The organism is Xanthomonas sp. WHRI 6106 (assembly GCF_040202405.1).
Taxonomy (GTDB): Bacteria; Pseudomonadota; Gammaproteobacteria; order Xanthomonadales; family Xanthomonadaceae; genus Xanthomonas; species Xanthomonas cannabis.
This window is the reverse complement of record NZ_JBEGFC010000003.1, coordinates 216,745-227,714: the sequence shown is the minus strand read 5'-3', so window position 1 is coordinate 227,714 and position 10,970 is coordinate 216,745. Positions and strand designations below refer to the sequence as shown.

The following is a 10,970-nucleotide window of genomic DNA, read 5'->3' as shown; positions in this document are numbered from 1 at the left end:
TCGCATACACTGGCGCGCCATCACGCCGCCGCCACGATGACCACCACGCCTGCCCCGACCGATCCGTTGACCGCCACGCGCACGTGGATCGAACGCGCAGTGATCGGCCTGAACCTGTGCCCGTTCGCCAAGGCGGTATACGTCAAGGAGCAGGTGCGGCTGGTGCTCAGCGATGCCAGCACGCCCGAGGCATTGCTGGAGCAACTGGCCGAGGAGCTGGTGCTGCTGCGCGATACGCCGGCCGAGCAGATCGACACCACGCTGATCGTGCACCCGGACGTGCTCACCGATTTCCTGGACTACAACGACTTTCTCGACAACGCCGACGCGGCGGTGGAAGCGCTGGACCTGCAAGGTGTCCTGCAGGTTGCCAGCTTCCACCCCGACTACCAGTTTGCAGGCGCTGCGCCGGACGATGTGGCCAATTACACCAACCGCTCGCCCTTCCCCACCCTGCACCTGCTGCGCGAAGACAGCGTGGAGCGTGCGGTGGCCGCGTTCCCGGATCCGGACGTCATCGTCGAGCGCAACATCCAGACGCTGGAGCGGCTGGGCCACGCTGGCTGGGAACGCGTCTTGAACGGCGCCGAGCACTGAGCCTGCAACGCGCCGCGCGCGCCGGCGTGCAGCAGAGCCGGGCGCGCGCGGTGCCGTTCGGCAAGTGTTGAAGCGCAAGGCGGCGCGAGCGCATCGTGCGCGCCGGTGCATGCGGTGTTGCTACGACGCTGACAGCGTGCGCGCTACAGTGCCGCCTTCTTTCGCACGGTGCGCATGCCATGGCCCTGACTCCCGGCGTTTCCGCATGGAACCCTTCCCCCCTGCAGGACCGCGTGGTCGTGATCACCGGCGGTGCGCAAGGCATTGGGCGCGGCATTGCGCAGGCAGTGCTCGGTGCCGGTGGCACGGTGGTGATCGGCGATCTCGACGCCGATGCCGGAAAGGCCTGCCTGCAGGAGTGGGCGCTGCCGCGACGCAGCGCCTTCGTGCGCTGCGATGCCGCGCGCGAGACGCAGGCGGCGCGCTTGATCGCCACCGCGCTCAAACGCTTCGGCAGGCTCGATGGCCTGGTCAACAACGCCGGCGTCCCCGATCCGCACATCGCGCCCTTGCCGCAGTTGGCATGGGACGAGTGGAACCGGCGTCTTGCGAGTCTGCACGGCGCGTTTCTGTGCAGCAAACAGGCGCTGCCCGCGTTGGCCCAGGCCGAGGGCGGCGGCGCGATCGTCAACATCGCCTCTACCCGCGCCTGGCAGTCGGAACCGCATAGCGAGGCCTATGCCGCCGCCAAGGGTGGCCTGGTCGCCTTTACCCATGCGCTGGCGCTGAGCGAGGGCCCGCAGGTGCGCGTCAACAGCATCAGCCCGGGCTGGATCAGTACCGATGCCTGGCGCGCACCGCAGCGCCGACGTGCGCCCAAGCTGTCGCGACGCGACCATGCGCAGCATCCGGCCGGACGCGTGGGAACTCCGGAAGATATCGCGCAGCTGGCGGTGTACCTGCTGTCGCCGCCGCTGTCCGGGTTTGTCACCGGGCAGGATTTCGTCGTCGACGGCGGCATGTCGCGCAAGATGCAGTACGTGTGAGGGCGTACCGTTCGTGTCGCCTGGCATCGAGCGCTGCGGTCCCGATGTGTGTCCGCGCTCCCGCCACCCGCCGATCAGCCCGCCAGCTGCGCTTCCAGCAGGTGCTGCGCACCGCTTAGCGAGGGCAGGATGCGATGACCGAGCGCGCGCACATCGGCATCGGGTTCGAGCAGGTCCGGGATCTGGATCGGCGTCATGCCAGCCGCCAGGGCGGCGCGCACGCCGGTGGGCGAGTCTTCCAGCACCAGGCACTGCGCAGGGTCCACGTCCAGCGTGCGCGCGGCCAGCAGGTAGATGTCCGGCGCCGGCTTGGGATGTCGCACGTCGCTGGCGGTGCACACCGCCGCGAAGCGCCACAACAGGTCCGCAGCCTCCAGCTTGCGCAAGGCCAGCGGGCGTTGGGTGGACGTGGCCACCGCACGCGGCAGCCCTTGCGCCGCCAGATACTCCAGCAGCGCGATGATGCCGGGCCGGTGCGGGATACCGCGTTCCACCGCAGCTTCATACAACGGCTGGGCCCGCGCCAGCAGGTGCTCGGCAGCGGCATCGCCGACACGTTCGCCAAGCAGACGGCGGCACGCCGCATCGCCCGTGCCCACCATGAGCAGCCAGAAGGCCGGCTCGATCTGCAGCCCCTGCACATCGGCCGCCTGTGCCAGGCAGGCAGTGATGGCGCGCTCGCTGTCGAGCATCAGGCCATCCATATCGAAGATCACCGCCTGCGGACGGAACGGCAGCGGTGCGACCGCCGTCATGCAGATGCTCCACGGCCGAACAATACCTCCAGATCGCTCGCCTCCAGCGCGCGCCACTGCCCGGACGGCAGCGCGTCCAGCCCCAACCCGCCGATGCGGCTGCGATGCAGCGCCACCACGTGATTGCCGGCGGCGGCAAACATGCGCCGCACCTGGTGATAGCGGCCCTCGTGCAGGGTCAGGCGTGCCTGCCGGGGGCCGAGCACTTCCAGTTCGGCCGGCAGCAATGGCTTGGTTTCGCCTTCCAGCAGCAAGGTGCCACTGGCAAACAGCGCGGCTTCGTCGCCACGTAGGTCTTCGGCCAGCGTGATCTCGTAGACCTTGTCCAGCGCGGACTTGGGCGAAATGATCCGGTGCAGCAGCGCGCCGTCGTCGGTCATCAGCAACAGGCCGCTGGTTTCGCGGTCCAGCCGCCCAACCGGCGCCAGCACCGGCGCGCGCGAGCGGAAGCGTGGCGGCAGCAGTTCGTAGATCAGCCGGCCGGTGTCCTTGGTCGAGCAGGTGTAACCGCTGGGTTTATGCAGCAACAGGCTGAAGCCCGGGGGCGGATCGAGCGGCTCGCCATCGATGCGGATGGCGTCGTGTTCCACCTGGTCGTCGGCGTACAGCACCTCGCCCTGCGCGTCGGTGACCGCGCCTTGGCGGAACAGCTGGGTCACCTGCTTGCGGCTGCCGTAGCCGAGATTGGCGATGTGCTTGACCAGCTTCATGCGCGCGCTCCGCGTCCACGGGTGGCGGCGATCAGCTTGAAGCCGTCGCGCTCGGCAGCCACGCGCACCTGCCCGAAGCTGTCGTTGAGCACCTGTTCGTAGGGCAGATGGCGGTTGGCGACCAGCAACAGCTGCCCGCCCGGGCGCAGCGCCTGCGCGGCCACGGCAATGAAGCGCTGCCCGATATCCGGGCGATCGGCACGGGACGGCGTGTGGAACGGTGGATTGCTGACGATGAAGTCGTACTGCGCCTCCAGCCCGGCGGTGACATCGCGCCAGTGATAGTGCAGCTGCGCCGGATGCGCGAGGCCCTGCAGGTTGCGCTGCGCCAGCTGCAGCGCACGCGCTTCGGCTTCATACACATCCAACGCAGTGACCTTGGGGCAGCGCGCCAGCACCTCGGCCGAGAGATACCCGAACCCGGCGCCCAGATCGGCGCCATGCCCGGCCAGGGTGGCGGGCAGGTGCTCGACCAGCAACGCCGATGCCGGGTCGATGCGATCCCAGGCAAACACTCCCGGGCGGCTGACAAAACGCCCGTCCAGGATCTTGCGTGGCGCATCCAGCGCCGCCCAACGCGCCTGCAGCGCCGCATCGGTCTCGGCAGGCAGCGGTGCGGTCCAGTAGGTGCGGCAGTGATGCTTGGTCAGGCTGCCGGCCAGGCCGGTGAGCTGGCGCAGATCGGCTTCACCCGAGCGCGCGCCCTCGTTGTTGGACTGACAGGCGACCACGCGGCCGCCGGGCGCGGTCAGCGCCACCGCACGCGCGAACAGCGCACGCGCTTCGTCGCGCTGGCGCGGCGGCAGCACCAGCACCAGGGCATAACGGGTGGTGTCGGCCTCGATCTGGCTTTCTTCGCGCACGCTCCAGCCGCTGCGCTCCAGCGCCTGGGCAAACGGACGAAAGCTCTGCTCGCAGATCAACGCCTCAGCGGTGGCATGTTCGCGCAGCGGAAAGCCGTCGCGTGCGCGCAGGAACAACACCGGGCCTTGCGGCCATGGCAGCGCGCCCTGGGCAAAAGGCAGGAACAGGGCTTGAAGCGGGGCATCGGGCGGGCCAGCCATCGGATCATCGGGTCGGGAACAGGCCGCCATTGTAAGGGACCGGTGCCGCCTGCCCGCCGCGCCCGACGTGGGGTTGCCTGCGTGTGTGCATCGCCGCCATGCGCCTTCCAATGTGTATACGGACTATTGATGCGCACGCAACATCCGCCCGCCTAGGCTGGAATCCAAGCCCACACCGGAGAGACGCGATGCGAGCCTTGTTCGTAGGAGGAGTTGTCGACAACAGCGAAATGGATCTGGACGACACACCACCACCGATGCATTACCCTGAAAACACCGGCGCCGGCCGCCCCCGCTACCGGCTGCACCAGGTAGGTGAGCGCAAAGACGGCACCGTGGCGTATGCGGTCTACGGCGCTCCGGAAATGGCCGACGACGAGATCAACCGCATCACCGAAGAGCGCGACTACGCACGCCGCTTCAGCGCCACGCCCGAAGCGCCACGCTAGTCCGAGCGTGTTGCCGCGCATTCTCTCACGTTGCTCCGTGGAGCGTTCGCAGCGTGCAATGCCAATTGATCGTCAGGCATGCGCGACTCGAACACACATTCAGTAGCTTGCCGCGTTCACGGACAAGCTCAAGCACTGGACGTCGAGCACGCATGTAGAGCCAACCAGACCGGGCAGCCGCCCGGTTTTTTTCAGTCGATGCGTCAGCGCGTCTTCGGTGTCACACGCCAGATCACGTTGCCCACGTCATCGGCCACCAGCAGCGCACCGCTGTTGTCGGGCGCCACGCCGACCGGGCGCCCCTGGGCGTTGCCTTCGGCATCCAGAAAGCCGTCCAGCACCGTGATCGGCGTCCCGCTGGGCTTGCCGTTGGCGAACGGCACGAACAGCACCTTGTAGCCACTGGGCGGGTCGCGGTTCCATGAGCCGTGCTGCCCGATGAAGGCGCCCCGGCGGAAGCGTTCCGGCAGCAGCGTGCCGCTGGCAAAGCTCAGGCCGAGCGATGCAGTATGGGGGCCCAGCGCGTAGTCCGGCTTGATCGCCTTGGCCACCAGCTCGGCATTCTGCGGTTCGACCCGCTCGTCCACGTGCTGGCCGTAATAGCTGTATGGCCAGCCATAGAAGCCGCCATCGCGCACCGAGGTCAGGTAATCCGGCACCAGGTCGCTGCCGATCTCATCGCGCTCGTTCACCACCACCCACAGCGCCTTGCTCTGCGGCTCCCAGGCCGTGCCCACCGGGTTGCGCAGGCCGCTGGCAAAAACGCGGCTGTTGCCGGTGGCCGGGTCGATCTCCAGGATCGCGGCGCGATTGAGCTCGGCCTCCATCCCGTTTTCGGCCACGTTGCTGTTGGAGCCCACGCCCACATACAGCTTGCTGCCATCCGGCAGCTTGCTGCCATCCGGGCTGGCCAGCAGCGACTTGGTCCAGTGATGGTTGAGCCCGCCCGGCAGATTGGCCACGAACGTGGGCTTGGCGGTGATATGCGTGTCGCCCGGCGTATATGGAAAGCTCACCAGTGCATCGGCATTGGCCACATAGAAGCGGTCACCGACCAGGGCCATGCCGAATGGCGAGAACAGCCCGCTGATGAATTGGGTGCGCACCTCGGCCACGCCGTCGCCATCGGCGTCACGCAACAAGGTGATGCGGTTGGCGCTGGACACCACCGCACCGGCCTTCTTCATCACCGCACCCTGCACCTTCTTGCGCAGCCCGCCGCCACTCTCGGCGTTTTCAGGCTTGGGCGGTCGCGCGGTCTCGGCGACCAGCACGTCGCCGTTGGGCAGCACATACACCCAGCGCGGGTGATCGAGGTCGCGCGCGAACGCATTGACCTGCAGATCGTCGGCAGCGATTGGCTTGGCCGTGGCCGCCCAGCGCTTGACCGGCGCCACCTTCACCGTGGGGATCAGGCGTTTGACCGGCTCGGGCAATTGCGGGTTCGGGCCGGTGCCCTGTTCGATGGCAAGAGTGGCGGTGTCACCACAGCCGGCCAGGACGGCGACCGCCATCAGCGATAGCGGCCAGCGAGTGCGAGAGGGCAGAAAGGCTGTCATTGCAGACGATTCCTGAACGGTTGCGGCAATCGGACATCATGCCGGCAACACGCCAGGGAGAAGTAAACACATCGTCAACACGCCGCCTTCACGGCATGACTTGCGGATCTGCACCCAGGGGCAGCGGATGCACGGCCACGATGCGATCCATCCAGATCCACTGCGGCTCCTGCGAGGCGTCCAATTGGTCCAGACGCAGTTGCCCGTTGAGCCCTTCATTGTCGTTGTCGTCGAGATAGGTCTGGATGCTGGGGCGCACCGCAACCGTGCCGCTCAGCATGCTGCCGTCGTCCAGTTCGATCCGCACCCGCTCCTGCCCATCGAGCAAGGACACCCAATGCTCCAGCGTGGCGATCTGTACCTGTTCGGAATACACGTGTGGGGCGTACTTTGGCATTGCGATTTCTCCATCAACGAGCTCCTCACGCTAGGCCACGCGGCGTGAAAGACACAGCAAACGCCTCGATGTCACGGTGAGCACGCCTGCACGGCGATGCCAGCCTGCAGGCGTGCAGGTGATGGGCACCATGCAATGAGCGATCGGCGACAGGCGCACGCCGATGCACCGGCAGCTGCGCGCGTGGCACTGCGCGGCGTTACCGCCGCGCCCCGCGTCATTCCATCGCTTCGCGCGCCGCACGCACCGCGGTGACCAGTTGCGCCACGCTGTACGGCTTGGCCAGATGCTCCTGGAACCCGGATTCCAGCGCGCGCTTGCGGTCGTCATCGCGCGCCAGCGCCGTCACCGCAACCGCCGGCAGGGCATTGGCATCCAACCCCAGGTTGTCGCGCACGGTGCGGATCAATCCGTAGCCATCCATGCCGGGCATGCCGATGTCGGTCAGCATCACATCGAAGCGCGCATGGCCGCGGTGGTCGATCAACGCCAGCGCATCGGTGGCGCTGCCGGCGGTAACCACTTCGGCGCCCTGCTCTTCGAGCAGACGGCGCAGGTAATCGAGCATGTCGGGCTGATCTTCGACCGCCAACAGGCGCAGGCCGTTGAGCGCACGCGCCTCGACGATCTGTTCGGACATCAGGCGGCGGCGCAGTTCGCGCCGCGGGCGCTTGGCCTGGTCGGGAACGTGCTCGGGCAAGCGCACGGTGAACGTGGCGCCCTTGCCACGGCCGCCGCTGGTGGCGCCGACCTGGCCGCCATGCATTTCCACCAGTTGCTGCACGATCGCCAGGCCCAGCCCCAGGCCGCCATGCTGACGGGTGGTGGTGCCATCGGCCTGGCGGAAGCGGCCAAACAGGTGCGGCAGGAATTCGGCGGCAATGCCATCGCCCGAATCGCGCACCGCCACCAGCAGATGGCCGTCGTCGCGCTCGATGGTGACATCGATCCGGCCATGGGCCGGGGTGAACTTGATGGCATTGGAGAGCAGGTTCCACAGCACCTGCTGCAGCCGCGTGGCATCGCCCAGCACCAGGCACGGCGTTGGCGGCACGTGCAGCTCCAGCACCTGGTCCTTGCCTTCGGCGGCCAGTTCCTGGGTGTTCAGGGCCTCGCGCACCTGCTCGGCCAGATCCAGCGATTCGACTTCCAGCTGCACCTTGCCCAGCAGCATACTGCTGAGGTCGAGCATGTCCGAGATCAGCCGCTTCTGCGCGCGTGCGCTGCTGGCGATCACCGACAGGCCCTTGAAGTTGGGGTGGCCTTCTTCGACCCGTTGCAACAGCAATTCGCTCCAGCCCAGGATGGTGGTCAGCGGCGTGCGCAGTTCATGCGACAGCGTAGCCAGGAACTCATCCTTCAGCCGGGCCATGCTCTCGGCTTCGTTGCGCGCGCTGCGCTCTGACTCCAGCAATTGCTCGCGGGCCAGTTCGATTTCGCGCTGCTCAGTCACGTCCGGGCTGCTGCCGGCCAGACCGATGAACCGACCATCGGCCGAATAGCGCGGGGTGGCAGTCATTTCGATCCAGCGCCACTGCCCGTCGTGGCGGCGCGCACGCACCAGGGCACGCAGGCCGTGTTGTTCTTCCAGTGCGGCCGATAATTCAAACTGGAAGATCGGCAGGTCGTCCGGATGCAGCAACTCGCTCCAGGCCGACACGGTGCCGCTGGAAATGTCCAGGCCGAAGAACTCGCCGTAGGCACTGTTGACGAAGCGCACCACGCCTTGCGCATCCAGCACCCAGACCGGCATCGGCAGGCCGTCGGCCAGCGCACTGAAACGCGCCTCGCTCTCGGCCAGTTCGCGCTCCACGCGCTTGCGTTCGGTGATATCCATGAACAACACCGCCACCCGCGCCTGCTCCGGTTGCCCGACCCGGAATGCGTCCACCGAATACCAGCGACGCAACGCCTTGGCCTGCATCTCGAAGTGGATACGGTTGCCGGTACGGGCAACCTGCCCGTAACGGTCGAACCATTCCTGTTCATGCTCGGGCAGCATGTTGCGGATGGACACGTTGAGCGCGTTGGACAGACCGGTGTAGCGCTCAAAGGCGCCATTGGTCATGCGGATCAGGTAATCGACGGCCTGATCGCCTTCGAACACCATGTCGATGACGCAGAAGCCGGCATCGATGTTGTGGAAGATCTCGTGGTACATCGCCGGGTCGAGAAACGGCTCGGCAATGGCGACGGCCAGGCCGGCGCTTGGATCGAGGCTGCTCGGATCAAGGTTGGGGGGCGAAGGACGCAAATCGGGGGCCACGGGTGCTGCCAGTGCGGATGACGGACAGATGAAACCATGCCCTATGTCGTCAGCGGGTGCACGGGCGGCCGCAGGCGATCACGCCCCCATCGCACGTCGGTCACCCCCGACGGGCATTCACCACAAGGTGGCCGCCGCCACGGCAATACAGGCGGTGATCAACACGATGCCGGCAATCACGCCACGGAATACCCATTCGCCCTCGCGGCGCAGCTGTTCGTCCATCCAGCGCTGCGCTTCCTCGCGCCAGGCCGTGGAGCGCGCATAGTCGGCATCGAGCAGCAACAGGCGCACACGCGACAACCCGAGCGCGGCACATTCATTGCGGCAGCGCTGACTGAAGCCGTCCTCACCGCTGGCGACCTGCGCGCCGAGCGGCAGCTCCAGTTCGAGTTCATGCCTGGACATAACGGGGATGCTCCTGGTCTAACTCGTGTTCCAGCGCCATGCGCGCCAGCTGGGTGTAGTTGGCACGTGGCCCCTGCCCGCGACCGGTAAGCATTCCTTGGTAATCCAGGTCCTGCCAGACCCGTCCGGTCCACTCCACGCAGTCCTCGGCAATCACCAGCATCAGCGAATAGCGATACTCCAGGCCGTTGGCAGCGGTGTAGGCATACACCGGCGGAAATTGCACCGCCACATCCACCTGGCGTGACAGCTCGGACAGATGCTCGCGCAGGACATCGCGCGGGTCGGCACCCGGTTCCAGGCGCAGCGTGCGCGTGGCCAGATCCAGATCCACATCGCTTTGCAGCGCGACGAAGGCGGCGGCCCCGGTGGCGGGGTTGTGGCCGTGCTGTTTTGCCCAGTCGATGAACTGCAGGCGCACGTCCGCCGGCATATGCGCCGGCGCCGAAGAAACTGACTTTGTGCGGAAAGAGTGGGTGTCCATGGCGCCGATCTTCCGGGCCGTGCCGTGAAGCGTGGGCGCAGGCGCAGTGAACCCGCCGTCATGGCTGCCACGGCGCGGATTAACCGTACGGCAATGCCTTAGCGGCCCCGGGCGCAGCGCGCGTTGCGGGCGCTCTTGCGCACCCCCACACTGCTGGCACGCCCGGTACGCGACGTACCTACCGCTTGGAGGCTTTCCATGAAACTTTCCAGTGTTTCCGGCGCCGGCCTGCTGCTGGCAGGACTGCTCGCAGCGACCGGTGTGCAGGCTCGCGTGCGCAACGTCACCGACCCGCAGGCGCCGCGCGCGCTGAGCAGCGACGGCAAGGTGGATGTGCGCTGGACCGACCCGGCCGAATTTTCCGAAGTGCGCTTCAGCGGCAATCGCTGGGAAGCACAGCGCGGTGACTGGGTGACCCAGCTGGCCACCCACTTCCAGCAGAGCGCCGCACGTCAGCTGCCCGACGGCCAGCATCTGAGCGTGACCATCACCGACATCCGCCGCGCCGGCCAGTACGAGCCGTGGCACGGTCCACGCATGCAGGACGTTCGCGTGGTCAAGGACATCTACCCGCCGCGGTTGAGTTTCAGCTACACGCTGACCGGGGCCGATGGTCGGGTGATTGATCAGGGCGAACGCAAGCTGGTGGATTCGGCCTTCCTGATGAGTGGCCCTCGGCTGACCGACAGCGACCCGCTGCGCTTCGAGAAAGCCATGATCGACGACTGGCTGCGTAAACAGTTTCGTGGCGATCGCAGTACGGCCGGGTTGTGATGGTTTGACGGGGATATCGCCGCCAAACCAGCTAGACCTCGAAAGGTAACGGCGCGTGGCAACGCGCCGTTTTTGTTTATGGACGCGCGACAACAGTGACGCATCCACACCATGAGATTGCGCCCTAAAGCCCGCTCCCTGCGCGGCGAGAAGGCATGGCTTGCGCGCCACAGGCGCGCGTGCCTCGGAGCGCCTGTGGCGCAAGCGCAGGCCGGAGTGCGGAGCGGGGGTTGGGGTGAGGTTACGGAGCGTAGCTATCGTGGCTTTCCAACTGCACGAGGCTTCGCCCGTACCCTCATCCGGCGCTACGCGCCACCTTCTCCCGATGGGAGAAGGGAAGAACGCCGCAGCTACCGATCACGCCCCTCTCCCGCCGGGAGAGGGGTCGGGGTGAGGGTACGGGGCGAAGCCCACGTGCCGTTCCAACCGCACGAGGCTTCGCCCGTACCCTCATCCGGCGCTACGCGCCACCTTCTCCCGATGGGAGAAGGGAAGAACGCCGCAGCTACCGCTCACGCCCC

At 67.0% G+C, this 10,970-nt stretch carries 12 protein-coding genes; 4 read left to right on the top strand and 8 right to left on the bottom strand.

Going from position 1 to position 10,970, the window contains the following annotated elements; genetic code table 11:
* Nucleotides 1-36: 36 nt before the first annotated feature.
* Nucleotides 37-597 (top strand): DUF1415 domain-containing protein, encoded by a 561-nt coding sequence (locus ABQZ09_RS06630; RefSeq protein WP_039415418.1) that lies wholly within the window; start codon nt 37-39, stop codon nt 595-597.
* A gap of 179 nt (nt 598-776) precedes the next feature.
* Nucleotides 777-1,583, top strand: a complete 807-nt coding sequence (locus tag ABQZ09_RS06625; RefSeq protein WP_184389428.1) for an SDR family oxidoreductase — start codon at nt 777-779, stop codon at nt 1,581-1,583.
* A gap of 74 nt (nt 1,584-1,657) precedes the next feature.
* On the opposite strand, the gene ABQZ09_RS06620 is transcribed toward ABQZ09_RS06625, so the two are convergent.
* Genes ABQZ09_RS06620 through ABQZ09_RS06610 form a run of 3 tightly spaced genes read right to left on the bottom strand, consistent with a single transcriptional unit; the run spans nt 1,658 to nt 4,112 of the window.
* Complete coding sequence (locus tag ABQZ09_RS06620; RefSeq protein ID WP_349776444.1) at nt 1,658-2,338, bottom strand: HAD family hydrolase; 681 nt, start codon at nt 2,336-2,338, stop codon at nt 1,658-1,660.
* Nucleotides 2,335-3,048, bottom strand: coding sequence for a pseudouridine synthase (locus ABQZ09_RS06615; RefSeq protein ID WP_039414172.1), 714 nt, complete (start codon nt 3,046-3,048; stop codon nt 2,335-2,337). Before ABQZ09_RS06615 ends, ABQZ09_RS06620 begins: the two co-directional genes overlap by 4 nt.
* Nucleotides 3,045-4,112, bottom strand: coding sequence for a class I SAM-dependent methyltransferase (locus ABQZ09_RS06610; protein ID WP_166744206.1), 1,068 nt, complete (start codon nt 4,110-4,112; stop codon nt 3,045-3,047). Before ABQZ09_RS06610 ends, ABQZ09_RS06615 begins: the two co-directional genes overlap by 4 nt.
* Before the next feature lie 188 nt (nt 4,113-4,300).
* Here ABQZ09_RS06610 and ABQZ09_RS06605 point away from each other — a divergent pair, with 188 nt between their 5' ends.
* On the top strand, nt 4,301-4,561 hold the full coding sequence (locus tag ABQZ09_RS06605) for a hypothetical protein (protein ID WP_349776443.1): 261 nt from the start codon (nt 4,301-4,303) through the stop codon (nt 4,559-4,561).
* A 203-nt stretch (nt 4,562-4,764) separates the two neighbouring features.
* Here ABQZ09_RS06605 and ABQZ09_RS06600 read toward each other — a convergent pair whose 3' ends face one another.
* The 5 genes from ABQZ09_RS06600 to ABQZ09_RS06580 form a co-directional block, all read right to left on the bottom strand.
* Complete coding sequence (locus tag ABQZ09_RS06600; RefSeq protein WP_349776442.1) at nt 4,765-6,120, bottom strand: PQQ-dependent sugar dehydrogenase; 1,356 nt, start codon at nt 6,118-6,120, stop codon at nt 4,765-4,767.
* An 88-nt stretch (nt 6,121-6,208) separates the two neighbouring features.
* Nucleotides 6,209-6,517 (bottom strand): DUF3247 family protein, encoded by a 309-nt coding sequence (locus ABQZ09_RS06595; RefSeq protein WP_039414184.1) that lies wholly within the window; start codon nt 6,515-6,517, stop codon nt 6,209-6,211.
* A gap of 217 nt (nt 6,518-6,734) precedes the next feature.
* A complete protein-coding gene (locus ABQZ09_RS06590; RefSeq protein WP_228314558.1) occupies nt 6,735-8,678 on the bottom strand; it encodes a hybrid sensor histidine kinase/response regulator in 1,944 nt (647 codons plus the stop codon).
* 222 nt (nt 8,679-8,900) lie between these two features.
* Nucleotides 8,901-9,191: a hypothetical protein gene (locus tag ABQZ09_RS06585; RefSeq protein ID WP_184555838.1), complete on the bottom strand. Its 291-nt coding sequence runs from the start codon at nt 9,189-9,191 to the stop codon at nt 8,901-8,903.
* Nucleotides 9,178-9,624, bottom strand: coding sequence for a hypothetical protein (locus ABQZ09_RS06580; protein WP_039414189.1), 447 nt, complete (start codon nt 9,622-9,624; stop codon nt 9,178-9,180). Before ABQZ09_RS06580 ends, ABQZ09_RS06585 begins: the two co-directional genes overlap by 14 nt.
* Nucleotides 9,625-9,873: 249 nt before the next feature.
* Between ABQZ09_RS06580 and ABQZ09_RS06575 the strand changes: the two genes are divergently transcribed.
* The gene (locus ABQZ09_RS06575) at nt 9,874-10,449 is read left to right on the top strand and encodes a DUF3016 domain-containing protein (protein ID WP_166749352.1); all 576 of its coding nucleotides are present in this window, start codon (nt 9,874-9,876) and stop codon (nt 10,447-10,449) included.
* Nucleotides 10,450-10,970: the final 521 nt, after the last annotated feature.